Raw genomic sequence first — 26,112 nt, 5'->3', positions numbered from 1 at the left:
TTTTTACCTCGATTATCTCTGCCACACCGCAATACCCCTGTGGGAGCGAGCCTGCTCGCGAAGGCGGCGGGTCAGCTGAATCTTTGCCGATTGACACACCGCTTTCGCGAGCAGGCTCGCTCCCACAAGGAATAGCGTGTTATGACAAAAAAAACGCCCCCGACCTTTCGACCGGGGGCGTTTTCATGGGGCGGCGAAAGTTATTTCGCTTTCACACCTTCAAACGAAACATACAGCTCGACCGCGTCGGACTTAGGACCGAGGTCTTTCTGCTTGCCGAAATCGGAGCGCTTGATGGTGGTGGTGCCTTCGAAGCCGGCACGGTAGCCGCCCCATGGATCCTTGCCTTCGCCCAGGAAGGTTGCCTTGACGACAACCGGCTTGGTTACGCCCAGCAGGGTCAGGTCGCCGGTCACGTCAGCGGTGTTGGCACCGGTGGACTTGACGCTGGTGGACACGAAGGTAGCCTTGCCGAACTTGCTGGCGTTGAGGAAGTCAGCGCTGGCGATGTGCTTGTCGCGCTCGGCGTGGTTGGTGAACACGCTGGCAGTGTTGACGTTGAACTCGATCTTGCTGTCTTCAGGCTTGGCAGCGTCGAAGCTGAACTTGCCGTCGATGTCCTTGAAGGTACCGGTGATGTAGCTGTAGCCCAGGTGGCTGATCTTGAAGTCGACGAAGGCGTGCTGGCCTTCCTTGTCTACTACATAGTCAGCAGCCATTACGTTGGCGGACAGCACGGCCGAACCGATTGCCAGAGCGGCCAGAGTCTTTTTCAACATGCTTTCTTTTCCTTTGAGTCGAGGTTGAATTTCAGGCTTTGCGACCGAGCATTCGAGTGAGGGTCGCATCACGATCGATAAAGTGGTGCTTCAATGCTGCCAACGCATGGAGACCGGAAAAAATTACCAGTGCCCACGCCAGCCACAGATGAATCACCCCAGCGGTATCTGCCTGATCCGGTAGTCCGGAGAGCAGAGCAGGGACTTCAAACAGGCCAAACACCGGGATCCCGACACCGTCTGCGGTGGAAATCAGGTAACCGGCAATCATCACAGCGAACAGCGCCAGATACAGAAACCCGTGGCCGAACTTAGCGCCGATACGGGTCATGCGGCTGTAGCTTTGCAGCGTTGGCGGCGGTGGGCTGATGAAGCGCCACAGCACCCGCAACACCATCACACCAAGCAGCACCAGACCGATGCTCTTGTGCAGATCCGGCGCGTCTTTGCGCCAAGTGCTGTAGTAATCCAGCCCAACCATCCACAGACCCAGTGCAAACAGCCCGAAGACCGCCAGCGCCACGCCCCAGTGCATGAAGATGCTGACCCAACCATAGCGCGAAGAAGAGTTACGTAGCTGCATTGCCCAAATCCTGTGAGAACTGCGAACCAAGACTAGCGAGTTATCTATCGAATTAAAGCGGAAAATTTTGCTTTGAAATATCGATAAATACGATCAAGAGTCTGCGAGCGAGGTGTTAAGGAAGGATTAAAGGCGATTCCTGCGTGGAGCGCTTGTACAGATGACGGGGGCTGCATTGACCATCGTCATCTCTGCACACGCATACGGCGAAACTCGACCCTGATAACTATGTACCGCTGATGCGCAATTCAAACCTGCTCGAATGATGCTTCTTTTCATTATTCAAACAGGCACGAAAACATGGCTCTGCGATATACGCCCTTTCAAGCAAGTGGTTCTTCTGTACTGCCGCCCAATCAAACGATGTCTGCGGGCCAATTCCTGCAATCCGAGAACGGTCGATTTCGTCTGATGCTGCAAAGCGACGGGAACCTCGTGCTCAAGGACGGTGAGGCGATCATCTGGATCGCCGACGCCAATCAACCTTACAGCGCAACTTTGCACCCGAAGAAGATGCGCGAGCCGCTGCAGTTTGTGATCAGCAACAGCGGCTTTCTTTATGACCCCTCCAGGCGACGATTATGGATCGCGGAAAGCACGCACAGCACCGACAAGTCGCTTTGGTACAACACATACATGACTGTGCAGGACGATGGAAACCTGGTGATTTACGACCAGCGCACGGGCAGTCTGCGCTGGGCGCGTTTCGGTTTCATTCCCGGGCGCCTGCGCAAACCCAAGCAAAAGTGGCTGAGGAAACTGCCGAACGGGACAGAATTCTTCAAGTGGGAGTTTTGACTGACCAGCCATTCATGGCCGATCAGTTATGGAGTACTGCCGGCGGTTGCAGGCATTCGGCACTGTAGGGGTCTATGTGGCACTTGTGCGCCAGTTCAGAACCATAGCCGCCGGGGAAAAATTGCCCGTTGCTACATCCGGAAAGTGCAATCAAAACCAGTATCGCGATAAGCGTTTTCATAGCATGCCTCCAATTTTTTCCAGCATAAAATTGGCGCGCTGGCAGCCGCTATCACCTCATTCCGAGCATCTTGTGGGAAGGCTCCGGTACGCCGGTAAGTCCCGTAACCGGATGACGAAGAACTGAAACGCAGGGCAAAAAAAACGCGACCCGAGGGCCGCGTTTTCATGTGAACAAAGCCTTACTGCGCCTTGGTCTCGGTCGTTGCAGCAGGCTTGGCCGCTGGCTTCTTCGCCGGTTCAGCTTTTTTCGCCGCCGGTTTGGCCGCCGGCTTTTTCGTTTCGGTTTTGGCTGCAGGCTTCTTCGCCGCTGGCTTGGCCGCTGCTTTTTTCGCCGGCTCGGCTTTCACCGGGGCCGCTGGTTTCGGTGCTTCCACCGGCGCAGGTGCAGGTGCCGGGGTCGGTGCGGGCGCTGGAGCAACAGGCGCTGGCGCAGGCTCGGGAGCCTTCACTGGCTCAGGCTTTTTCTCGTCATCCGAACCGCCGAACAGGTTGCTGAAGAAGTTGCCCTTCTTCGCCGCTACCGCACCCGCCGCGCCTGCTGCAGCTGCAGCCGGAACCACTTTGGCCGGTTCGAACGACTTGCCTGCCGCCAGATCTTCAACCTGGCTAGCCGCGCGCTGGCCGGTGCGCAGTGCGCCTTCCAAGGTGCCCGGGTACAAGGTGTCGGTGTGTTCACCGGCAAACGCTACGCGTTGCAGCGGACGTTCCCACAGGCGCCAGAACTTGCTGATCTGCCCCGGGCCGTAAGCCAGGTAGGCGCCGCCCATCGACGGATCGGTGCTGTAGCGACGGATTTCATAACCGGTGAACGAGCCACGGGCCTGTGGGTAAAACGCGTGCAGACGGATCAGCACCTGATCGACCATCTGCTTGTCGCCGAACGCCTGCATCACACGGGCGTTATCGCCGGACAGGTTGATCACCACGTTGGCGCCGCCCTTCAGTGCCGGTTCGATCCAGAGCATGCCCAGACCGGTATTGCTGTAGATCTCGCCGGACATGCGCGATTTGCTTTCCCACACTGGCGTCTTGAACTTCAGCATGATCTGGTCGCGCCAGCCGTAGTTGGTGCCTTTGATCGCCGCCAGATGCTGGGCATCCAGCGCCGGGGTCAGGGCGATCTTGTTCAGCGCGCGCAGCGGTACCGCCAGCACAACGTAGTCGGCCTGATAGCCGACGCTGCCGACTTTGACGGTCACACCGTCCTTGTCCTGGATGATGGCCGAGACCGGCGAGCTGGTCTTGATGGTCTTGATCTGTTTGACGAAGGCCTGGGCCAGGACCTGGCTGCCGCCGACCAGACGCGAGGCGCGCAGGTCGCGGTCGGAAACGCCGCGATAGACGCGGTTCTGCTGAGCGAAATACAGCAGCGACAGACGCGAAGGTTCGTCGTAGTGGGTGCGAATGTCCTGGTTGATCAACTGACGCGCGGTGGCCGGCAGGTTCTGCTTGTCGAGCCAGCTCGATACGGTGATCTGGTCCAGTGCATGCAGGGTGGCGGTCGCCGCCGGGTTCTGCGGGTCGTCGATCGAGCGCGCCAGATCGTCGAGGGTTTTCTGGTAGCGCTTGAGCGCATCGGCGGTGGCTGGCTGTTTAGTGGCGAGATCAGCGGCGGAGAAATAATCGCCGTCGATCAGATAACCCGGCGTACGCACAAATTCCGGCGCCGGCGTGGTGCCGAGCTTGAAGGTCGAAACGTACTTGTTCAGCACCGGCTGAGTCTTGTCGTTGCCGATCCACTCGCTGGTGGCCATGCCCGAGCGCCCGCCCAGGCTCGGTTTGGCCTCCAGCAGGGTGACCTGCCAGCCTTTGTTCTGCAGTTCGTAAGCAGCGGTCAGACCCGAGAGGCCGCCGCCGATCACGATTGCGGTTTTATCCTTGGCCAGCGCCGTAACGCTGAACAGCCCCAACATCACCAGCGCACAGGCGCGCAGCCAACCGACAGACATTCAGCGAACTCCGGAAAAACATGTGGGAAAAAAGCAGTTTTGCGAGTCAGACGACTCAAAGAACCGCGAAGAATACGTTAGCCATCAAAACGCCGCCAGCGACGTCTATCGGCTCAGACAAAGTAGCTCAATCGACACAATGGGTTGTTCCCGCGCGATGCATTGCATAGGCTTGCGCGATTGTTCGCCCGCGCCTGACGCGAGCCGCCTCGAGGAGACTGTAAATGGGCCTGAATAACCAGTGGATGCAACGCGATCTCGCGGTGTTGTGGCATCCCTGCACCCAGATGAAAGACCACGAACAGCTGCCGCTGATCCCGATCAAGCGCGGCGAAGGCGTTTGGCTCGAAGACTTCGAAGGCAAGCGCTACCTCGACGCAGTCAGTTCCTGGTGGGTCAACGTGTTCGGCCACGCCAACCCGCGCATCAACCAGCGCATCAAGGATCAGGTCGATCAACTCGAACACGTGATCCTTGCCGGTTTCAGCCACCAGCCGGTGATCGAGCTGTCCGAGCGCCTGGTGAAGATGACCCCGCAAGGCCTGAACCGGGTGTTCTACGCCGATAACGGCTCGTCCTGCATCGAAGTCGCGCTGAAGATGAGCTTTCACTACTGGCTCAATCGCGGCCAGCCGAACAAGAAGCGCTTCGTCACCCTGACCAACAGCTACCACGGCGAGACCATGGCGGCGATGGCGGTCGGCGATGTGCCGCTGTTCACCGAGACCTACAAAGCGCTGCTGATGGACACCATCAAAGTGCCGAGCCCGGATTGCTACGGCCGGCACGACGGCATGAGCTGGGAAGAACACTCACGCAATATGTTCGCGGCCATGGAACAGACGCTGGCAGAGAATCATGACAGCGTCGCGGCCGTGATCGTCGAGCCGTTGATTCAGGGCGCGGGCGGCATGCGCATGTATCACCCGGTGTACCTCAAGCTGTTGCGCGAGGCCTGCGACCGTTACGGCGTGCACCTGATCCACGACGAAATCGCCGTCGGCTTCGGCCGCACCGGAACGATGTTCGCCTGCGAACAGGCCGGCATCCGCCCGGACTTCCTCTGCCTGTCCAAAGCCCTCACCGGCGGCTACCTGCCGCTGGCCGCGTGCCTGACCACCGACGAGGTCTACAGCGCCTTCTACGACGACTACCCGACCCTGCGCGCCTTCCTCCACTCGCACAGCTACACCGGCAACCCGCTGGCCTGCGCGGCGGCATTGGCGACCCTGGATATCTTCGAGCAGGACAACGTCATCGAGAACAACAAAGCCTTGGCACAGCGCATGGCCTCGGCGACCGCGCATCTGGTCGATCACCCCAACGTCTCCGAAGTGCGCCAGACCGGCATGGTCCTGGCCATCGAGATGGTCAAGGATAAAGCCACCAAAGAGGCCTACCCTTGGCAGGAGCGTCGTGGCTTGAAGGTTTTCCAGCATGCACTGGAACGTGGTGCGTTGTTGCGGCCGCTGGGCAGCGTGGTGTATTTCCTGCCGCCGTATGTGATCACCCCGGAGCAGATCGACTTTCTGGCCGAAGTGGCCAGTGAAGGTATTGATATTGCTACGCGTGACAGCGTCAGTGTTGCGGTGCCGAAAGACTTCCATCCCGGCTTCCGCGATCCGGGCTGATCGATACCAAAGGTTCGAGAAGGACCCTGTGGCGAGGGGATTTATCCCCGTTCGGCTGCGCAGCAGTCGTGAAATCAGCACACGCGGTACTCCTGACTCACCGCGTGAGCAGATTTTGGGGCGGCTTCGCCACCCAACGGGGATAAATCCCCTCGCCACAAAAGCTCTTCACCACAGTGACTACGCGCCAATTTTTTAGAGACCCGAAATGAGACTGTCCCGCTTCTTTATCGACGCCCCGCTGAGCACTGGCGAACACGAACTGCCGGAGGCCCAGGCGCATTACATCAGCCGCGTGTTGCGCATGGTCGAGGGCGATGCGGTGCAGTTGTTCGACGGTTCCGGCCATGAATTTCGCGGGTCCTTGGTGGACGTCGGCAAGAAGCGCGTGGTCGTGCAGATCGACGAGCAGTTCGCCGGACAAATCGAATCGCCGCTGCAGATCCACCTCGGCCAGGGCCTGTCCCGGGGCGAGCGCATGGACTGGGCGATTCAGAAAGCCACCGAACTGGGCGTGACGCAAATCACGCCGATCTTCAGCGAACGCTGCGAAGTGCGGCTCAAGGACGAACGCGCCGACAAGCGCTTGCTGCACTGGCGCCAAGTGGCGATCAGTGCCTGCGAACAGTGCGGGCGTTCACGGGTGCCGGTGATTCATCCACCAGTATTGCTGGCGGACTGGCTCAAGCAGACCGAAGCCGAATTGAAACTGGTGCTGCATCCGGTCGCAGAACCGCTGGTCAGCCATGCCAAACCGGCGACGCTGGCGTTTCTGATCGGACCGGAAGGTGGGTTGACGGATGGCGAAGTCGAGCAGGCCAAAGGCAATGGCTTCCACGCCGCCCGCCTCGGCCCGCGCGTGTTGCGCACCGAGACCGCGCCGGTGGTGGCGTTGGCGGTGGCCCAGCAACTGTGGGGTGACTTCTAAGGCCCCTTCGCGAGCAGGCTCGCTCCCACATTGGATCTAGGGTGTTCACAAAACCAGAGTTCACTGAAGATTTATTGTGGGAGCGAGCCTGCTCGCGAAAGCGGTGTTTCATTCAACGAAGGTGTTGGCTGACCTGACGCCTTCGCGAGCAGGCTCGCTCCCACAGGGATTGCATTTACAGGACGTAAAACAGAATCGCCACAAAGTGCAGCAGACTTCCCGCGATCACAAACAGATGCCAGATGCCATGGGCATGCCGCAGGCGGTGATCCAGGGCAAAGAAGATAATCCCCACCGTATACAAAACCCCGCCCGACGCCAGCCAGGCAAACCCGGCCGTGCCCAGTGCGGCAATCAGCGGTTTGACTGCGACCAGCACGATCCAGCCCATCACTGCGTAAATCACGATCGACAGAATCCGCGCCTCGGAACGCGGTTTGATCTCTTGCAGGATGCCGATCAGCGCCAGCCCCCAGACAATCCCGAACAGCGTCCAGCCCCAAGGCCCGCGTAACGTCACCAGGCAGAACGGCGTGTAGCTGCCGGCGATCAGCAGGTAGATCGAGAAATGATCGACCTTCTTCATGATCGCTTTCTTGCGCCCGCGCACGCTGTGATACACGGTCGAGGCGCTGTAGAGCACCAGCAAAGTGAAGGCGTAGATCGCCACGCTGACAATCTTCCACGGACTGCCGTCGAGGCTGGCAATCACCAGCATCCACACGCCGCCGATAAACGCGGCGATGGCCCCGACCAGATGGGTCCAGGCGTTGAGTTTTTCCCCGTGATACATGTATTGCTCACCTCACATTCGTTACCGCAGCGCGCAAGGCTCGGGCCTTGAGCGTAAAAGCGCAATGTTTCTGTTCAACCTCGCCTGCGCGGCCCGCGGGAATTGGGCACAATCGGCCGATATCAAAAAGAGTCCGCGCCATGCTGATCGACGAAGAATTGACCCTGAAAAAACTCGAGGTGTTCCTCGCCTTCATGCGCACCGGCAACCTCGCCCGCGCTGCCGCCGAACTGCAGACCAGCAACGTCAGCGTGCACCGCGCCATTCACTCTTTGGAAAACGCCCTGCGCTGCCCGCTGTTCAAACACGAAGGGCGCAACCTGACGCCGCTGGAAAGCGCTTATGTGCTGGAAGAACGTGCGCAGAAGCTGATCAACGACGTCGTCGACAGCGTGCGCCTGACCCGCGAAGCCGCCGGGTTCTCCGCCGAGCGCTTCAAGCTCGGCTCGCTGTATTCGCTGACGGTGAAAACCGTGCCGCAGCTGATCATGGGCCTGAAAATCCGCCGCAGCGAACTCAACATCGACCTGATCCTCGGCTCGAACATCGACCTGCTCTACAAGCTGAAAAACATGGAAGTCGACGCGATTCTGGTGTCGCTGGACGACAGCATCAACGACCCCGATTGCGAACAGATTGCGCTGTTCTCCGACGACATCTTCCTCGCCACCCCGGCCGATTCAAAATTCGCTCAGCGCAGTGAAGTCGATCTGGCGGAAGTGCGCGATGAAACCTTCATCACCCTGACCCAGGGCTTCGCCACGCATCAGGACGGTGTGCGGGTATTCAAGCAAGCGGGGTTCGAGCCGAAGGTGGCGATGCAGGTCAATGACATCTTCACCCTGCTGAGCATGGTCAGCTCAGGGGTGGGGTACGCCTTGTTGCCGGGGCGGATTGCGGCGGTGTACGAGAATCGGGTGAAGCTGATTCCGTTGCAGGAGAAGTACCGGTTGCAGCAGCACATTGGCGTGGTGTTTCTCAAGGCCAAGGAGCGCGATCCGAATTTGTTGGCGTTGCTGGCAGAGTGTCGGATGTATGCCAATCGGCAGGCTGGGGTTTAGATCAAGATCAAAATCAAGAGCTACCCCCTCACCCCAGCCCTCTCCCCCAAGGGGTAGAGGGGGAAAGGGAGCAGATCGGGGGCTTTTTCAGAATCTGAGTTCGACTTAGAAATTTCAGGTCGATGTATAACGCCAAAACAACTCGGTCAGTCCCCTCTCCCTCTGGGAGAGGGTTAGGGTGAGGGCAGCTTAAATTGACTAACCCATCAACCCGCGCATCGCCAGAAACAACAGCGAAGGCCCCAGCAGACACCCGAGCGCGGTGTAGAACGCCGCCGTCAGGCAACCGTACGGCACCAGCTTCGGATCGGTGGCCGCCAGGCCTCCGGCAACGCCGCTGGAGGTGCCCATCAACCCACCGAAAATCACCGCGCTGCGCGCATTGTTCAGGCCGATCATCGGTGCCACGAACGGTGTCATCACCATCACCAGAATCGCCTTGATCAGCCCCGCCGCAATCGACAGCGCCATCACCTCGGAGCTGGCACCAATCGCCGCGCCGGTCACCGGGCCGACAATGTAGGTCACCGCACCGGCGCCAATGGTGGTCAGGCTCACCGCATCGGTGTAGCCGAACGCCATCGCCACGCCGACGCCGGCGACGAACGAGGTGCCAACGCCGACAAACAGCGCCAGCACACCGACGAATCCGGCCCGTTTGAGCTCATCGACACTCACGCCAAACGCCGTCGCCACAATCGCGAAATCCCGCAGCATCGCACCGCCGAGCAGGCCGATGCCGGACAGCAGGGGAATATCCACCACGCCTTTTTGCCCACCGGTGAGTGCGCCGCCGATATACGACAGCACCAGCCCGAGCAGAATCGCAATCGCTGAACCGTGCAAACGGCCCTTGGTGAAGGTGTTGGACATCCAGTAGGACACCCACATGGTCAGGCCGACAATCAAAAAGCCGCTGATCAGACCGTAGCCGGTGATCACTTTCATCATTGATTCGTACATGGCGATTACCCCGCAGTCTTGGCAGGAGCAATCGGCGTTTCTTGCTTGTTGCCCATGCGCGTCAGCACCGGCACCAAGGCAAAAGCGATCACTACGGCGAGGGTGCCGGCAAGAATCGCCATCGGCCCGCCCTTCAGCGCACCGTAGACATTCTGCTGCGCGGCCATGGCGACCACGATGGGAATGTAGATCGCGCTCCAGAACTCCACGCCCTGCTCGGTCTTGCCCTTGAGCCAGCCGCTCTTGTAGAGATAGCTGCCCAGGCCGATCAACAGCAGCATCGCAATGCCGACGCCACCGACGTTGGCCGGCACGCCGATCAGCTTGCCGAGCAATTCACCGACCCAGATACCGACCAGCGTGCAAAAGGCGAGAAACGCCACACCGTAAATAATCATTGTTGTAGTCCTCAAAGTGCATCGTCGAATGTTGTTTTTGTTGTTCGAAGCTTGAGTCGCGGCGGTTTTAGAGTTGGCGGCCACCCTCCTCGCGCAACAGCGCTTGCAGGGTATCGAGGCGGGCACTGTCGAAGGCAGTGACGGTGCCCTGCTCGAACACCCGGCGCGCCAGCCCGGTCAGCACCGCACCGGGCGGCAGTTCGATCTGTAGACGCACGCCGCGCTCGTAGGCGCTTTGCACGGTGCCGCGCCAGTCCACCACGCGGCACATGTTGAAAGCGAGGTCATCGCGCAGCGCTTCGACTTTGGCAACAGGCCTTGCGCGACTGCCGCTCAGATAAGCGATTTTCGGGTTCTTCAGTTCAACCTTGGCGAAGGCCTCGGCAAGCGCCTGCGCCGGTTTTTCCAGCAACGGGCAGTGCGACGGCACGCTCACCGCCAGCCGCTTCGCCACTCCGGCGCCGCGACTGCGCGCCAGTTCGGCCACTGCTTGCATGGCCTTGTCGCTGCCGGCGATGACCACTTGGTTATCGGCGTTGATATTGGCCAGGTACACCGGCGAATCTTCGCTGTGCACTTGCGCCAGCAGCGTTTCGACGGTGGATAACTGCAAGCCGATGATCGCGGTCATGCCGTAGCCCTGTGGATAAGCCTGCTGCATCAGCTCACCGCGCAGGCTGACCAGATGCAGCGCATCGCTGAAACTCAAGGCTCCCGCCACCACTGCTGCCGGATAAGCGCCGATGGACAGACCGGCGACGTAATCCGCAGTCAGTTCATCCTGCAATAACTGCCGCGAAGCAGCGACACCGGCGATCAGCAGGCACAGCTGAACCGCTCTGGTCGTGCGCAATGCCTCGGCTGAATCAAGCTGCAAAACATCCTCGTCGAGCACATCGCTGGCCTCGACCAACGTTTCCCGAGGCAAACGCTGGAGCATGCCCGCTTGCTGCGCGCCCTGGCCGGGGAACACCAACAGGCTGCTCACGCTGCCTGCTCCTGCGGGTGCCACGGATTCGTCACCAATGCAGCCTGATGCGCATTTTTCAGCAGCACTCGGGCCGAACCGCTGGCCCATTCCCGCAAGGCCACAGCGCCGAATGGGGTCTGCAATTGCATGTCGACTCGGCACACAGTTTGATCAAATAGCGCGACCAGTTCGCGCGCCTGATCACGGCCGATCATCTGCGGCGCACGCAGAATCAGATCGAGATCACTGGCCGCATGCATCGCTGCAAAACCACTGGCCAATTCAAACCCGACACTGCCGCTGACACCCCAGACCCAACGGCAGTCATCGAGCATCGGCCGCAGTTGTTTGAGCGCCTGCATCACCGGCAGATCTCGCTCACACTCAACATGACAAAGGGCTTCGGGACTGACCCGACAGGCAATCGAATCCAGCGCCATAAACGCCGCCAGCCGTTGTTCACGCAACACACCGCGCACACCGACCGCGACCAGACCTTCCTCGCTCAAGGCCCGGCGCACCACCACCGGTTGCCCGGCCGCCAGCGCCGCGATCGCCCACGCCGGCGCATCCGCCGGCAACTGCGCCGGGGTCATGCCCCAGAGCAGATCATGGGCCAGGGGCAGGTTCACCACTGCGCCCTCAGCAGTTCGCGGACGCGGCTGGAGGCGGCACGATTACTCGCACCAAGGCGCCCTTTCAAATCTGTGCTGGTCACATCGTTGATCGCTTGCTTGAGGCACTCAGTCACGCGCGTCAGATCTTCCGCCGTCGGTTGTTCGATCTGCTGCACCGAGAGGGTTTCCCAGAGCAGGCCGAGGCTGGCGTAGCTGTCGATGTCGTAGGCCATGGGCGGCACGCTGGCGGCCAGCGCTTCCAGTTCCTCGACACTGCGCAAGGTCACCCGCGCCGCCGAGGCTTTGCCCATCGCGTGGACCATCACGCCGGGGTCGCGCAGCGCGATCAGGCGATTGGCCTGATAACCATGGGCGAGAAACGCACCCGACATGGCCTTGCCCACCAGCAGCGCAATCACCGGATGGCCGGCCAAGCGTGCACGGGCATAACTGTCCGCCGCGCCGGCGAGCGCCTGATGAATGCCGAGGGCTTCTTCGCGGCGGCCATACGCCTGGCTCGGTACATCGACGATGGCGATGATCGGGCGCTTCTTCGCGTTGTCGCGGTCGGCGCTGATCGCGTCATCCACAGCCTTGGCCAACCCCCAGCCTTCGAGCAAACCGACTTCGCCATTGCGGGCGCGGGGGAAACGATTGTCCGGGTCGGCGACCACGGCGATAAAACGCCCGAGCTCAGCGTCGGCCACTTTCAATGACGGCGGCAACCCTTCGACGCTTTCAGCGCCGGTGCTCAAGGCGTTGAACCAGTGCAAACCGCGCAATGAATAACCGCTCATGAGCGCACTCCTTGATACAGATCGCGAACCACCGACGGTTCGATTTGCTGGTCAGTGTTCAGCTTGCCGAGGCGTTGCAGGAACCACTCGGCGCGTTGACTGCGTGCCTGTGCCGGCAAGCCTTGCTGGAGCAATTCACCGACCTGCTGGCGAATCTGCGCCACATCATCGCCGACATAACGGTCCACTAGTCCCGTGTTGAAACGCTGTTCGCCGCCGGTCAGGCTCCAGATGAAGGGCCGGTCGCGGGAGTCGTATTCCTCGATCCCGGCTTCCTGCTCGATCACCTGCGGGCCGTTCAGGCCGAGACGTGCTTCCTGGGTCACCAGCAAATAACTGCACAGCGCCGCAGCAATCGACATGCCGCCGAAGCAACCGACGCTGCCGGCGACCACGCCGACCACCGGTTGGTATTGCTGCAGATCGACAATCGCCGCGTGAATATCGGCAATCGCCGCCAGCCCTAGATTGGCTTCCTGCAAGCGCACGCCACCGGTTTCCAGCAGCAATACCGCGCGGGTGGGGATGCCGTTGCGGTTGTCTTCGGCAGCCAGTTCCAGCGCACCGGCAATCTTCGCCCCGCCGACTTCGCCAAGGCTGCCGCCCTGAAACGCACCTTCAATCGCTGCGATGACCACCGGCAAACCGTCGAGGCTGCCCTTGGCGATGATCACGCCGTCGTCGGCTTGCGGCACCACACCTTGGCGCTCAAGCCATGGCGACATGACCCGTTGAAACGGATCAAGCAGTTCGCGAAAGGTCCCGGCGTCGAGCAAGGCTTTCGCCCGCTGCCGTGCGCCAAGTTCAACGAAACTGTGTTTGTTCAGCAACGCTGCGCTGTCAGTCATGGCCGATCTCCTCGAAACCCTGTTCCAGACGCAAGCGCACCACCCCCGGCGTCGCGCCGAAATCGTGGATATCGATGGCCATCGCCGGTGGCGTGGTGCCGTCGAACATCCGCGCAAACAGGTGCTGCCAGCGCTGCTGCGCGCCGTTGACCGAGGTCTGCACGTTGATCGTCAGCTTGCCGGCCAGACCCGGTTCGATCAGCACTTCCAGATCACCCGAGCCGACACAACCGACCAGCGCCCGCCCGCGTGGCGGCTGCCCGGCGGGGAATTCAAACGATAGGCTTTCCATCAAAACGCTCCCTGAACAATGCCGTCGCGCTCGATGCGATCGAGCAGCAGCGTGGCCGCGAGCAAGTCAGCGGCGCCACCGGGCGAGGCATTCAATGCGATGAGTTGTTGATCCAGTTCGTGCAGGCGACGACGACCGCTGAGGCTGGCGCTGCCGCCGGCATCGAGCACCGCTTGCGCGCCGGCCTGCATGGCGTGCAAGCCCGGTTCGCCAGCGCGGTAGAGCACGCAGGTGTCGGCCAGCTCGGTCATGATCGCCAGCAATGCATCGAGCCGGGCGTTCTGTTCGCCGTGGCCGTTGGCGCGGCTTTTATGCAGTTGCGGCAGGCCGCGTTGCAGCACGGACGGGAAGCCCAGTTGCGCTTCTTCGCGAGCACCGCGTGCGCCGTAACGCTGGGCGACCTGTGCGCCATGGCTGAGCGGCGTCGGTGCGTAGCGGTCGTCGAGCAGTGCCAGGCGGGCGGCGCACAGGGCGATGGATTTCGGTTGCAGCGCGGCGGCCGTCACCAACAGTCCCAATGCCCAGATCGCACCGCGATGGGTGTTGACGCCGTTGGTGGTCACGAGCATCGCTTGTTCGCCCTCGCGGCCGATGCGGCCGATCGCTTCGCGCAACGGCAAACCGACTTCACCGATCTCCAGCGCGGCCTCGGCCATTTCCTTGAATGCCGGCCACAATGCCAGCGCCGACGCGTGCATCAGGCCCAGGTGCAGATCGGTGTGTGCGCCATTGCCGCGACGATCGACCAGCGCCGGTTTCGGCGACAGATCGGCTTCGTCGATCAGTGCGTCCACCGCCAGATCGGCCAAGCGGTCAGCCAGAGAAAGCGGTTTCGCTTGCAGGTTAAATGCGTGCATTACCAGCTCCTGAATTTGGCGGGCGGGTTGTACAGGCCGCCGGACCACTCGACCAGATCGGCGACGCTTTTCGCCGCGAGCAATTCGCGGGTGGCGTCGGTGCGGCGGATGCCGAGGTCTTCGGGCAAGGCGATCAGGCCTTCGCGACGCATGCGTTCGGTGTCTTTCGGGTTGTGCCGCAGGCCGATGGCGGTAACCCCGGCGACCGCTGCGATCATCGCCTGGCGTTCTTCCAGCGAGCGCGCCTTGTACAGGTAGGCGATGCCTTCTTCGGTGAGCAGGTGGGTAACGTCGTCGCCGTAGATCATGATCGGCGCCAGCGGCATGCCGCTTTTCTTCGCCACCTCCACGGCGTCGAGGGTTTCGACGAAGGTCGGTTTGCCGCCCTCCTGGAAGGTCTCGACCATTTGCACCACGAGTTTCTTGCCGCGTTCGAGCATCGGTTGCGGCCCGTCGGCGTGGCGCATGTCCAGCCACGCCGGGGTGCCGTGACGGCGGCCGCGCGGGTCGTGGCCCATGTTTGGCGCACCACCGAAACCGGCGAGACGGCCCCGAGTCACGGTCGAGGAATGGCCGTCGCCATCGACCTGCAATGTCGCGCCGATAAACAGATCCACCGCGTATTGCCCGGCCAGTTGGCAGACCATGCGGTTGGAGCGCAGCGAGCCGTCGCGGCCAGTGAAGAACACATCGGGCCGAGCGGCGATGTAGTTTTCCATGCCCAGTTCGGTGCCGAAGCAATGCACGCTCTCGACCCAGCCGCTTTCGATCGCCGGGATCAGCGTCGGGTGCGGGTTGAGCGTCCAGTTGCGGCAGATCTTGCCTTTCAAACCGAGGGATTCGCCGTAGGTCGGCAGGATCAATTCGATGGCGGCGGTGTTGAAACCGATGCCGTGGTTGAGTGACTGTACATTGTGTTTTTCGTAGATCCCGCGAATCGCCATCATCGCCATCAGCACGTGCACAGGCTTGATGTGCCGTGGGTCGCGAGTGAACAGCGGTTCGATGTAGAACGGCTTGTCGGCGACCACGACGAAATCGACCCATGAAGCGGGAATGTCTACGCGAGGCAGCTCGCTGACGTCATCGACCAATTGGTTGACCTGGACGATAACGATACCGTCGCTGAACGCCGCCGGTTCGATCAGTGCGGGGGTGTCTTCGGTGCTCGGGCCGGTGTAGATGTTGCCAGCGCGGTCGGCCATGAAGCCGGCCGAGAGCACAACGTTGGGGATCAGGTCCACGACGAGGCGGGCGTAGAGTTCGATGTACGTGTGAATGGCGCCGACTTCGAGCAAGCCATCTTCGAGCAATTGGCTGATGCGCAGGCTCTGGGTGCCGGCGAAGGAGAAATCGAGCTTGCGGGCAATGCCACGTTCGAACAGATCAAGGTGCTCGGAGCGGCCGACGCTGGGCATGATCATGTGCAGATCGTGGAGCTTGGCCGGGTCGGCCTTGGCCAGCGAGCGCGAAAGGAAATCCGCCTGCTTCTGGTTGTTGCCCTCCAGCACCACGCGGTCGCCGGGATGGATCAGCGCTTCGAGCGCGGCGACGATCTTGTCGCTAGGCAACACCGCGCCATCGGCGAGCCCGCGCACCTTGTCGAGCCGGCGCTGCTTCTCGTCACGCCGCCGCGTCCAGCGCGAGTCGGGGGAAATTGTTGTTGTCATGCTCACTCCACGGGGTTCGCTGTCGTGGAGCCAAGTTAGGCGTGTGCGGTGAGGGCATCAATCAAGCTGGGCGGTGAATCATTACGCTGAGCGTAACGTTCAAAAGCTACCCTCACCCTAGCCCTCTCCCGGAGGGAGAGGGGACTGATTGGGGGATGCTTGGGAATGACTCTGACCTGAACCCGTTGTAGTGAATCCATAATCGACTCGCTCATTCAGGTCGATGTAGGACGCGAGACACCTCGGTCGGCTCCCTCTCCCTTTGAGAGAGGGCTGGGGTGAGGGGCTTTTGATCGTTCCCACGCTCTGCGTGGGAATGCCTCCACGGACGCTCCGCGTTCGGCTCTTGATGGGACGCGGAGCGTCCCGGGCTGCATTCCCACGCGGAGCGTGGGAATGATCAGTCAAGCCTTGGATCAGCGGGCCAATCCCGCATCCACCAGTAACCGCTCCAGCCCCAACAAATCCGGCACCTTCGCCACCTGCTCGCCGACCTGCACCGCCGCCTGCTCCAGCGCACACAACGGCACATCCACGTAACTCAACTGACTGTCGAGCTTGTACGACCGAGGAATCCCCTGCACCAACAGGGCGATGAATCTCAGCTCGGGCAAGCCGCCCAGCGCATTCAGAATCACGATCCGCGCCCGTTCGCCGATGACGATTTTCTGCCCGCAGGCCGATTCGAAACTGATCAGCGGAATCTGCCGCTCGCGCCACGTTACCCGCCCCAGGTACCACGGCGGCGTGTCGAGATCGAAGGCGCTGGCCTGGTAATCGATCAGCTCGGCAATGGCGACATTGGGCAGGATCAGGTTGCGATCGGCCAGCGGCAGCAGCAGCCCGGTGAGCTGGCTGGTGCGCGGGTTGTGCCGGTGCTCATGCATGTTTCTTGCTCCACTGGGCGATGCTCTCCAGCAACACCGATTCCTGATACGGCTTGCCGAGGTAGTCGTTGACGCCGATGGCCATGGCGCGGTCGCGGTGTTTCTGCCCGGTGCGCGAGGTGATCATGATGATCGGCAAGTGGCACAGGCGTTCGTCGGCGCGCACCTGAGTGGCGACTTCGAAGCCGTCCATGCGCGGCATTTCGATGTCGAGCAGCATCAGGTCGGGCATGTGCTCTTCGAGGAGCAGCATCGCATCGACGCCGTCCTTGGCGGTCAGCACGTTCATGCCGTGACGCTCGAGCAAACGGCTGGTGACCTTGCGCACCGTCACCGAGTCATCGACGACCATGATCAGCAACGGCTTGTGCGGTTCGCTGTCGATGTCCGTGCGCGCCGGCTCTTGCGCCAGGCGCGCCTGCATCGCCCGGATCGGTGCGAGCAGATCCAGAATCAGCACCACCCGGCCATCGCCGAGAATCGTCGCCCCCGACACGCCCTGCACCGCCGCGAACTGCGGGCCGAGGCTCTTGACCACGATCTCGCGGGTGCCGGCCATGGAGTCGACCAGCACCGCAACATGGCGGTCGTTGCAATGCACCAGCAGCACCGGCAACGGCAGGTTCTGCCCGAGCAGTTTCGGCCGTGGCGCAGTCTTCAACAGCTCGCCGAGATAGCACAGCTCATACCGCTGGCCGCCGTATTGATAACTCGGTGGATCGTGACGGAAATGCCCTTCCAGATCATTCGGCAACACACGCACGATGCCTTCGATGGTGTTCAGCGGAATCGCGTACTGATCCTCGCCGCACTGCACCATCAGCGCGCGGTTGACCGACACGGTGAACGGCAGGCGAATGCGGAAATGCACGCCCTGCCCCGGCACCGAATCGATACTCATGCTGCCGCCGAGCTGACGCACCTCTTCGTGGACTACGTCCATGCCGACGCCACGCCCGGAAATCTGGGTGATCTTTTCCGCCGTGGAAAACCCCGGCTGGAGGATGAACTGCAAAACGTCGCGATCGCTGATCTCGGCGTCGGGCGCCAGCAAGCCGCGTTTGATCGCCTTGCGCCGCACGGCTTCCAGCGGCACCCCGGCGCCGTCGTCGCGGATGTCGAAAACGATGTCACCGCCTTCGCGGGACAGATCAAGGGTGATCTGCCCTTGCGCCGGTTTGCCTGCCGCCAGCCGCACATCAGCGGGTTCGAGGCCATGGTCGACGGCGTTGCGCAGCATGTGTTCCAGCGGCGCGGCCATGCGTTCCAGCACATTGCGATCCATCTCGCCATCGGCATTGCCGACGACAAAAGCGACATCCTTGCCCAGCTCTTCGGCGACCTGACGCACGATGCGTTTCAGACGCGGCACCATGCGTTCGAACGGCACCATGCGCGTGCGCATCAGGCCTTCCTGCAATTCGGTGTTGATCCGCCCCTGTTGCTGCAACAGGTTTTCCGCGTCGTGGTTGCGGCGGTCGAGGGTTTCCTTGAGGTCGAGCAGGTCCGAGGCGGATTCGAACAGCGCCCGCGACAGTTGCTGGAGCTGCGAATGGCGGTCCATTTCCAGCGGGTCGAAGTCTTCATAACCGAGGCGTTCGCCATCGACTTGCTGGCGGCTGAGAATGCGCCCCTGGGTTTCGGTGTCGAGGCGGCGCAACTGATCGCGCATGCGCTCGATGGTGGTTTCCATCTCGTTGAGGGCAATCTGCGCATCGTTGACTTGCTGTTCGATCCGCCCACGAAAGATCGAGGTTTCCCCGGCCAGATTGACCAGTTCATCAAGCAGCTCGGACGAGACCTTGACCATGTCCGCCCCAGCATCGGCGGCCGGTGGCGCAGCCTCGGGCTTGGCCACCGGTGCCACGACCGGCGCCGGCGGCGCTTCAACCTGCACCGGGTGGCTGAAATTCTGGATCGCATTGATCAGCCGATCGGCCGGCGGGCACGGTTGCCCGGCGCGCACACCATCGAGCATTTGCGCCAGTCGGTCATGGCCGCGCTGCACCAGCGCGAACAGTTCGGCGGACGGTTGCAGCGCACCGCTAGAGAGACTTTCGTAGAGAAATTCCAGCTCATGGGCGAGGTCGCCGATCGGGCCGATTTCGACCATCCGCGCGCCACCCTTGAGGGTGTGCAGATCGCGCAGCAGGGTTTCGATTTCCTGACGGTTGCCCGGCTCGGCCTGCCAGCGCAACAGCGCGGCGCCGGAGCTTTCGATGATGTCGAAACCTTCTTCGAGGAAGATCTCCAGCAACTCCGGATCATGCCCGGCGTTGTCGTGTTCGACCGCTGCGGGGGCAGATTCGCTGGCGGCCTGGCCCTGACGCAACTGACGGATCGCGTCGATCAGATCCTGCGCCGGGGTGAGCGCTTGATGCGCTTGCAGTTGCTCCAGCATCAGCGCCAACCGCTCATGACTGTGCTGCAACAAACCTTCGAGCGCGGTGCTGTGGTTGTAGCGTCGATCGACCAGCCCTTCGTAGAGGTTTTCCAGTTCCTGGGCAAGGTCGCCGACGGCCTCGACTTCGGCCATGCGCGCGCCGCCCTTCAGCGTGTGCAAGTCGCGCTGCAATGACGACAGCGGCGCGGCGTTGTCCGGGTCCTTGCGCCAGCGCTGCAAGGCTTGCCCGGCGCTGTCGAGAATGTCCACCGCCTCTTCGAGGAAGATTTCCACGATCTCGTCGTCAGGCTCGAGGGCGGCAACCGATTGCTGCAATTGCGCGGTGGCGCTGCCCAGTTCGCGAATGTCCAAAGTGCGGCTGCCATCGCTGCGAATCAGGCCCATCGCCGCCGGGTCGAGGCCTTCATCGAGCAGTTCCTGCAAGGCACGAATCCGCTCCGGTTGCGCGGTGATTTCCTGGCCGGCAGCGAGTTCGTCGAGCATGTTGATCAGCGCTTCGTGGGCCAGTTGCGCCTCGTGGAAAAAGCGCTCACTGACCGCCAGGCTGCTTTCTTCCACCGCGCCATACAGGTCGAGCAAGGCTTCGCAGAGGCCATCGACCGCCTGCAGATCGGCCAGATGCGCGCCTTCGCCCAGAGTGGTCAGCTCATCGAGCAAGGCGCTGAGTTCCTGGCGTTCGCCGGGGTGCTGCTGCCAGCGCTGCAAGAGGTTTTCGGCGTCGAGGAGGATGTCCATGCCTTGGGCGAGGAAGTTGTTGATCAGTTGCGGATCGCGCTTGAGGCGCAGGCCGCTGTCAGCGCCATCGGTGCTGGCTTGCAGGCGCTCGGCGAGCAGCGCCTCGGTGCGCTTGATCAGCGACTGCGCACCGACAATCGGCGCCAGCGGATCGTGTTTGAGCTGGCGCAGGCCGACGCGGAACAGGCCCTCGGCTTCGAGCAGCAATTCGACCTCGTCCAGATCCAGCGGCAACTGGTGCGCCTTGAACTCGCGGGCCAGTTGATCCAGCGAAGCCGCCAGTTCGGCCATCGGCAATACGCCGGCCATCGAGGCACTGCCCTTGAGCGTGTGCAGCGCCCGTTGCAGTTCGTCGCTGGTCGGCAACGGCACCTGTTCGGCGGCCTGATCGAGGAAACGGTTGAGGCTGGCGAGGTGGGTTTCGGCTTCTTTGCGGAAGATTTCCAACAGCAGCGGATCAAGCGCGGCGACGTCGTCGGTGTCTTCGGCAGCCAGCGGCTCATCGCCTTTGGCCAACGCGTGGGCGCGGGCGGCGAGTTGGTCGACATCGTTGCGCTGGCGCTGACGCTGGGTGGCGAATTCGTTGATCAGCTCGGGCAGCAGCAACACGGTGTCGCCGAGCAATTGGCGCAGCACCGCGCCGGGCTCGACGCTTTGTTCGAGCACGCGGTTGAGCAGGTTTTCCACCGCCCAGGCCAGCTCGCCAAGGACCAACGCGCGGACCATGCGCCCGCTGCCCTTCAAGGTATGGAAAGCCCGGCGCAGTTCGGTCAGCGCGGCGCGGTCCTGGGGATTGGCGGTCCAGCGCGGCAGGTATTCGTGGAGGACCGCGAGGACTTCGTCGGTCTCTTCGAGGAACACTTCGCGCAGTTCATCGTCGACCGGTTCTTCATCGGCCGGCGGCGGCATCAGGCTGTCGGGGCTGTTGCGCGCCGGCGGGTTGAGCGCCGACAGCGGGCTGGCCAGCACTTCGGCTAGCGACTGCACGACGTCAGGGTCGTCGAGGGTTTGCAGATCCTGCATGAGCTGCGCTTCGCTGGGGCTGAGCACCTCATCGAGCACCGGCACCTGCGCTTCGCCGGGCTGCTCGTTGGCGAAGAAGCCGAGGCTGGCAAGGCTGTTTTGCGCGACATCGAGCAGATGCTCGGCGGGCGCCTGCGGGTCGTCGCTCAGGCGTTCGAGGTAATACTCCAGGCTGCTGATCACATCGGCCAGATGATCGAGTTGTTCCCAGCCCGGTTCGTGGGCATCGAGCATCAAATGCTCGCGAATGAAACCGTTGCAGGCCTCGACCAGACTCGCTGCACGGGCCAGCGGAATCATCGCCAGGGCGCCGCGCACCTGTGTCAGCAGTTCGGGCAGCGAGTGCAGATGCTGGCGGTCCCAATCGGCGTCGATGTAGTCGACGATCATGTCCTTGGCCTGTTGCAGGCAGATGCGCGCTTCCTTGATCACGATCTGATGGATCTGCGTCAGGTCGGTGGTCGGCAGGCGCGCGTCTTCGGCGCTTTGCGTCTCCACCGTGCCGACCATACCGGCCAGTGTCGCTTCGACGTAGAGCAAGGCCCCGGCGACGTCCATGAGGATCGCGTCGTTCGGTTCGCGCTGGCCCTGAGCGAGGCTGAGCACCACCGCCAGTTGGTCGATGATGACTTTGCGCGGCTGGCCGAAACCCAGCACCGCGAGGGTGTCGGCAATCTGTCGCAGCGGCGCGAGCAGGCTGTCCAGATCCGAGGCGTGCTGGCGGTCGCTGCGCACGAACAGATCGAGGCGCTCCTTGACCCGCACCAGCTCTTCGCACAGCGCCGCCAGCACCGAGCGCATGGCATCGCGGTCGGGGCCGGCGAGGCGCGCGCGTTCTTCATCGACCATCGCGCTGTCGGGCAACGCGTCGTCCAGGGAGTAGCTATCTTTCATGGTCAGCATCTGCCCGGTGGGATGTTCGGCTTTGGCAATATAGAACAACAGGCTTTTCAGCAGCTCGGCCGGCGCCGGTTGATTGAGCCCGACGATGCCCTGCTCGAGCAGGCGCTTGAGCTCTTGGTCGGCGTCCTTGAACAGGCTGCGCAGCGCCGGACTGTTGGCGATGACGCCCTCGCGCATGCCCTCGACCAATGCCGAGGCGACCTGCCACAACGGGCTCAACGGCGCATCGCCGCTCAGTGCTTCGAGACGGCTGAAGACTTTGGCCAGATAGCCAAGGTGCGTCTGGTCGTCCTGTTCGCGCAGCAGACCGACCAGAGCCATTTGCAGCATCTGCCGCAGTTTGCGCAGCACGTTCGGCAGATCGGGCGGTTCCAGCTCGGCGAGTGCCGCGTCGCCGAGCGGCGCCAGCTCGGGCAGTGGCGGGCTGAACAGGCTGGTTTCCGCCAGCAGGCTTTCACCGCGAGCGCTGCGCAGATCGTTGATCAGCGGCAGCACCACCAGCGGCAGGTCGCGGCGGGCGCTCTGCACGCGGTCGAGGTAAAGCGGCAGTTGCCCCAGGGCTTGCAGCATCAGGTGCAAGGCTTCGTCGCGGTGTGGCACGCGTTGATGTTGCAGGGCTTCGACCAGATGCTCCATTTCTTCGGCCAGTAACGCTGCGCCGTAGAACTCGACCATCTGCAGGCTGCCGTGGACCTGATGAATGTACGCCAGGCACTCGTCCAGCCCGGGGAAGGCCTGCGGATCGTCGAGCACGGCTTCGATCGCCTGATGCGCCAGCTTCAGCGTTTCGGCAATTTCGCCCTTGACCCATTCCAGGGCCACGTAGTCGTGCCGATCACCCATAACCACTCCACTCACGCTTTATCTGTCGCCGCCGGCAAGGTGAAACCGGACACCGAACGGCGCAACTGACTGGCCATTTTCGCCAGGTTGCCGATGCTCTCGGCGGTGGCCGTGGACCCCGACGAAGTCTGCGAGGTGATCTGCTGGATCACGTTCATCGTCAGCGAGATCTGCCCGGCCGAAGACGTCTGCTGCTGCGCCGCGTTGGAAATGCTCTGGATCAGCGCCGCGAGGGTCTTGGACACGCCTTCGATTTCTTCCAGGGCCACACCGGCATCCTGCGCCAGTCGCGCGCCGCGCACCACTTCGGTGGTGGTCTGTTCCATGGAAATCACCGCTTCGTTGGTGTCGGCCTGAATCGCCCGCACCAGGGTTTCGATCTGCCGGGTCGCGGCGGACGAACGTTCGGCCAGGCGCTGCACTTCGTCGGCAACCACGGCAAAACCGCGCCCGGCATCACCGGCCATCGACGCCTGGATCGCCGCGTTGAGGGCGAGGATGTTGGTCTGGTCGGCGATGTCATCGATCAGGCTGACGATGTCGCCGATTTCCTGGGACGACTCGCCGAGGCGTTTGATGCGCTTGGCGGTGTCCTGAATCTGTTCGCGGATGTTGTCCATGCCGTGGATGGTGTTGTGCACCACCTCGTTGCCCTTGTTGGCAATTTCCACGGAACGCTCGGCCACCGCCGACGATTCGGCAGCGTTGGCCGAGACCTGATCGATGGACTCGGCCATGTCGCTGATCGCCGTCGAGGCTTCGGAAATCTGCTGGGCCTGTTGCTCAGACGCTTGGGCCAGATGCATGGCGGTGGCCTGGGTTTCCTGCACAGCGGCGGCAACCTGGCCGGCGGTGAGGTTGATGGTGGCGACCAGATCACGCAATTGGTCGACGGAATAGTTGATCGAGTCGGCGATGGTGCCGGTGAAGTCTTCGGTCACCGAAGCGGTCACGGTGAGGTCGCCATCGGCGAGGTCTTCGATTTCGTCGAGCAGGCGCATGATCGCGTTCTGGTTGCGCTCGTTCTTCTCGGCGGTTTCACGCAATTGGCGATTGGTTTCGCGGACCATCACCAGACCGATGAGGATGATCGAGGCCAGCGCCAGCAAGCCCAGCACATAGCCGCCAATGGTGTCGGTGTTGCGCCCGCCGGCCAGATGCTCGAATCCGGTGGCCAAGTGCGAGGCTTCGTCGAGCAGGGTTTGCGACAGGGTGAAGATGTTGCTCGCCGATTCGCGCACCTTGAACAGCTCTGGCGAGGTTTCGAGGATTTCATCCACGGAGCCGGAAACGAACTGGAACAGTTCGGAGATTTCGCTCAAACGCGCACGGGCGTCGCGGTCTTCGACCTGGCTGATTTTCAGCGCCGGGTTGCCCTGCAACATGCCGTTGAGCACCAGACCGAAACGCGCGGCATCGCGGCCAAAGGCGTCGGCGGCCTGCTGCGAGTTTTCGTCACCGGCAAGCACCGTGTTGACGGCACCGAGGATGCGTTCGGCAAGCAACGATTGCCGTTGCGCCATTGCCACCTGCGCCGCCGGGGCGCCGCGCTGGAGCAGGATTTCCACGACTTTTTCGTATTCGATCTGCAACTGCGGTACGGTTTCGGCCAGCGTTGCGGCGACCTGATGCAGCGACAGCACGGTCTGTTCGCTGGTGAGGATCGCATCGGTGTTTTTCAACAGGCGCTCCCAGTCCATCTGCACCGCGCGCATTTCCGGGCGCACCGCGACGGGTGCCGGCGGCAGGCCGGTGTTCGGGTCACCCTTCTTCAGGTAGCCCCAGCGCTGGGCAAAATCGTTGCGCGCATCACTGAGCAGCTTGAACGCCGCAGCCTTGCCCGCCGCCGCTTCGGTGGCGTTCTTGGCAATGCGTTGCGAGAGCACGCGCAGTTCGCCGGCATGGCCGATGTACTGCTTGTCGTAGTTCGCCTGGGTGTTGAGGTACGCGAAGTTGGCGAACAGCAGCATGATGAACACGATCAGTGCGATAAACAGCACGATGATCTGTGCGCGACTGCGCGATGCTTCTGCCGACTTGCCTGTTTTTGCTTTTGTCATCGGTCCTCGCCTATGAAACCTGCCATGGCCCTTGTGGGAGCGAGCCTTGTGGCGAGGGGATTTATCCCCGTTCGGCTGCGAAGCAGTCGCAAAAATATCGCATGCGCTGACGGTGTCAGGCATTGCAGTTTTTGGGGCCGCTGCGCGACCCAACGGGGATAAATCCCCTCGCCACATGGCTCGCGTCCACATGGGTTCTGTTGTTCGTGCTAAAGAGCGACACCCATGAACACCGGGGATCTGGCCAGTGCGAACAGGCTGAACACCCGCCAGTTCTGTTCACGGCGGAAATAGCCTTTGACGAATTCGGCCTTGGAGCCCTGGCGCTTGCTGATCGACAGCGGCTCGAAACTGCCCTGTTCGAAATGCTGCAAGCCGATGACTTCGTCGACCATTACCCCGGCGAACACGTCTTCATGTTCCACCACCAATACCCGCCGTTGTTTGCGCAGCGGCGACAGCTCATGGCCGAAGAAGCCGCACAGGTCCATGATCGGCAGCAGCCGCCCGCGCAGATTGGCGACACCCTTGACCCACGGCTTGACCCCGGGCAACTGGGTGAAGCGCGGTTCATGCAGGACTTCGCTGACTTCGCCCATCGGCGCCACATACCAATGCTCGCCGAGGCGAAAGCCGATGCCGCTCCAGCGATCCGGGCGCGCCGCTTGCGACGGCAGGTCGGCTGCCAGCAGGCGGCAGCGCTGGTCGATCTGCCAGAGCAGTTCGAACGCGGTCAGCGATTCGTTCATGATCGCGCGATCAGCCTTTGAGGACGTTGTTCAGGGTCTTGATCAGGGTGTCTTCGTCGACCGGTTTGGTCAGGTAATCCTTGGCGCCCTGGCGGGTGCCCCAGACCTTGTCGGTTTCCTGATCCTTGGTGGTGATGATGATCACCGGGATGTGCGCCGTGTCGGCATCCTTGGTCAACTGCCGGGTCGCCTGAAAACCGTTGAGGCCGGGCATGACGATGTCCATCAGCACCGCGTCGGGTTTTTCCTGACGGGCCAGGGCCACGCCGTCGGCGCCGTTCTCGGCCTTGAGCACTTCATGGCCGTGCTTTTCGAGCATGCCGGTGAGTTTGTACATTTCAGTCGGCGAATCATCGACGATCAGGATACGTGCCATGGTCTTCCCCATTTT

The 26,112-nt window shown here is 62.0% G+C and carries 22 protein-coding genes; 4 read left to right on the top strand and 18 right to left on the bottom strand.

Annotated features, from left to right (window positions below; all coding sequences use genetic code 11):
• Positions 1–200: 200 nt before the first annotated feature.
• Both ACV8MC_RS08580 and ACV8MC_RS08575 read right to left on the bottom strand, forming a co-directional pair.
• On the bottom strand, positions 201–779 hold the full coding sequence (locus tag ACV8MC_RS08580) for a YceI family protein (protein WP_039757580.1): 579 nt from the start codon (positions 777–779) through the stop codon (positions 201–203).
• Positions 780–810: 31 nt separating this feature from the next.
• The gene (locus ACV8MC_RS08575) at positions 811–1,362 is read right to left on the bottom strand and encodes a cytochrome b (RefSeq protein ID WP_041476792.1); all 552 of its coding nucleotides are present in this window, start codon (positions 1,360–1,362) and stop codon (positions 811–813) included.
• Between the two features lie 300 nt (positions 1,363–1,662).
• Between ACV8MC_RS08575 and ACV8MC_RS08570 the strand changes: the two genes are divergently transcribed.
• A complete protein-coding gene (locus ACV8MC_RS08570; protein WP_252877040.1) occupies positions 1,663–2,160 on the top strand; it encodes a hypothetical protein in 498 nt (165 codons plus the stop codon).
• 362 nt (positions 2,161–2,522) lie between these two features.
• On the opposite strand, the gene ACV8MC_RS08565 is transcribed toward ACV8MC_RS08570, so the two are convergent.
• Complete coding sequence (locus ACV8MC_RS08565; RefSeq protein ID WP_056786445.1) at positions 2,523–4,292, bottom strand: flavin monoamine oxidase family protein; 1,770 nt, start codon at positions 4,290–4,292, stop codon at positions 2,523–2,525.
• 224 nt (positions 4,293–4,516) lie between these two features.
• On the opposite strand from ACV8MC_RS08565, the gene ACV8MC_RS08560 reads away from it, so the two are divergent.
• Both ACV8MC_RS08560 and ACV8MC_RS08555 read left to right on the top strand, forming a co-directional pair.
• Positions 4,517–5,923, top strand: coding sequence for an adenosylmethionine--8-amino-7-oxononanoate transaminase (locus ACV8MC_RS08560; protein ID WP_252868416.1), 1,407 nt, complete (start codon positions 4,517–4,519; stop codon positions 5,921–5,923).
• A 208-nt stretch (positions 5,924–6,131) separates the two neighbouring features.
• The gene (locus ACV8MC_RS08555) at positions 6,132–6,851 is read left to right on the top strand and encodes a 16S rRNA (uracil(1498)-N(3))-methyltransferase (protein WP_095181344.1); all 720 of its coding nucleotides are present in this window, start codon (positions 6,132–6,134) and stop codon (positions 6,849–6,851) included.
• Positions 6,852–7,026: 175 nt separating this feature from the next.
• On the opposite strand, the gene trhA is transcribed toward ACV8MC_RS08555, so the two are convergent.
• Positions 7,027–7,644: a PAQR family membrane homeostasis protein TrhA gene (gene trhA / locus ACV8MC_RS08550; RefSeq protein ID WP_039757573.1), complete on the bottom strand. Its 618-nt coding sequence runs from the start codon at positions 7,642–7,644 to the stop codon at positions 7,027–7,029.
• Between the two features lie 140 nt (positions 7,645–7,784).
• Here trhA and ACV8MC_RS08545 point away from each other — a divergent pair, with 140 nt between their 5' ends.
• Entirely contained in the window at positions 7,785–8,705 is a 921-nt protein-coding gene (locus ACV8MC_RS08545; RefSeq protein ID WP_056786436.1) for a LysR family transcriptional regulator, read from the top strand.
• Between the two features lie 198 nt (positions 8,706–8,903).
• Here ACV8MC_RS08545 and madM read toward each other — a convergent pair whose 3' ends face one another.
• The 14 genes from madM to pilH form a co-directional block, all read right to left on the bottom strand.
• Entirely contained in the window at positions 8,904–9,668 is a 765-nt protein-coding gene (madM, locus tag ACV8MC_RS08540; RefSeq protein WP_457265018.1) for a malonate transporter subunit MadM, read from the bottom strand.
• A gap of 5 nt (positions 9,669–9,673) precedes the next feature.
• Complete coding sequence (madL, locus tag ACV8MC_RS08535) at positions 9,674–10,066, bottom strand: malonate transporter subunit MadL (RefSeq protein WP_016772756.1); 393 nt, start codon at positions 10,064–10,066, stop codon at positions 9,674–9,676.
• A gap of 67 nt (positions 10,067–10,133) precedes the next feature.
• Entirely contained in the window at positions 10,134–11,054 is a 921-nt protein-coding gene (gene mdcH / locus ACV8MC_RS08530) for a malonate decarboxylase subunit epsilon (protein WP_457265016.1), read from the bottom strand.
• The gene (locus tag ACV8MC_RS08525) at positions 11,051–11,671 is read right to left on the bottom strand and encodes a malonate decarboxylase holo-ACP synthase (RefSeq protein WP_457265015.1); all 621 of its coding nucleotides are present in this window, start codon (positions 11,669–11,671) and stop codon (positions 11,051–11,053) included. Before ACV8MC_RS08525 ends, mdcH begins: the two co-directional genes overlap by 4 nt.
• Positions 11,665–12,450 (bottom strand): biotin-independent malonate decarboxylase subunit gamma, encoded by a 786-nt coding sequence (mdcE, locus tag ACV8MC_RS08520; RefSeq protein WP_457265013.1) that lies wholly within the window; start codon positions 12,448–12,450, stop codon positions 11,665–11,667. The genes ACV8MC_RS08525 and mdcE overlap by 7 nt, the downstream gene beginning before the upstream one ends.
• Complete coding sequence (locus ACV8MC_RS08515) at positions 12,447–13,298, bottom strand: biotin-independent malonate decarboxylase subunit beta (protein WP_252877046.1); 852 nt, start codon at positions 13,296–13,298, stop codon at positions 12,447–12,449. Before ACV8MC_RS08515 ends, mdcE begins: the two co-directional genes overlap by 4 nt.
• Positions 13,291–13,590 (bottom strand): malonate decarboxylase subunit delta, encoded by a 300-nt coding sequence (locus tag ACV8MC_RS08510; RefSeq protein ID WP_056786420.1) that lies wholly within the window; start codon positions 13,588–13,590, stop codon positions 13,291–13,293. Before ACV8MC_RS08510 ends, ACV8MC_RS08515 begins: the two co-directional genes overlap by 8 nt.
• A complete protein-coding gene (locus ACV8MC_RS08505) occupies positions 13,590–14,447 on the bottom strand; it encodes a triphosphoribosyl-dephospho-CoA synthase (protein ID WP_457265010.1) in 858 nt (285 codons plus the stop codon). The genes ACV8MC_RS08510 and ACV8MC_RS08505 overlap by 1 nt, the downstream gene beginning before the upstream one ends.
• Positions 14,447–16,117 (bottom strand): malonate decarboxylase subunit alpha, encoded by a 1,671-nt coding sequence (mdcA, locus tag ACV8MC_RS08500; protein ID WP_016772750.1) that lies wholly within the window; start codon positions 16,115–16,117, stop codon positions 14,447–14,449. Before mdcA ends, ACV8MC_RS08505 begins: the two co-directional genes overlap by 1 nt.
• 416 nt (positions 16,118–16,533) lie before the next feature.
• Positions 16,534–17,004: a chemotaxis protein CheW gene (locus ACV8MC_RS08495; protein ID WP_125925444.1), complete on the bottom strand. Its 471-nt coding sequence runs from the start codon at positions 17,002–17,004 to the stop codon at positions 16,534–16,536.
• Positions 16,997–22,912: an Hpt domain-containing protein gene (locus ACV8MC_RS08490; RefSeq protein WP_457265008.1), complete on the bottom strand. Its 5,916-nt coding sequence runs from the start codon at positions 22,910–22,912 to the stop codon at positions 16,997–16,999. Before ACV8MC_RS08490 ends, ACV8MC_RS08495 begins: the two co-directional genes overlap by 8 nt.
• 11 nt (positions 22,913–22,923) lie before the next feature.
• Positions 22,924–24,972, bottom strand: a complete 2,049-nt coding sequence (locus ACV8MC_RS08485; protein ID WP_016772746.1) for a methyl-accepting chemotaxis protein — start codon at positions 24,970–24,972, stop codon at positions 22,924–22,926.
• Between the two features lie 209 nt (positions 24,973–25,181).
• Entirely contained in the window at positions 25,182–25,721 is a 540-nt protein-coding gene (locus ACV8MC_RS08480) for a chemotaxis protein CheW (protein ID WP_016772745.1), read from the bottom strand.
• Positions 25,722–25,731: 10 nt separating this feature from the next.
• Entirely contained in the window at positions 25,732–26,097 is a 366-nt protein-coding gene (gene pilH, locus ACV8MC_RS08475) for a twitching motility response regulator PilH (RefSeq protein ID WP_039757553.1), read from the bottom strand.
• Positions 26,098–26,112: the final 15 nt, after the last annotated feature.

It is taken from the genome of Pseudomonas sp. PK-RTE-24, from assembly GCF_054052265.1.
The sequence above is the reverse complement of the archived record's forward strand: the minus strand, read 5'-3'. Positions and strand labels throughout refer to the sequence as shown.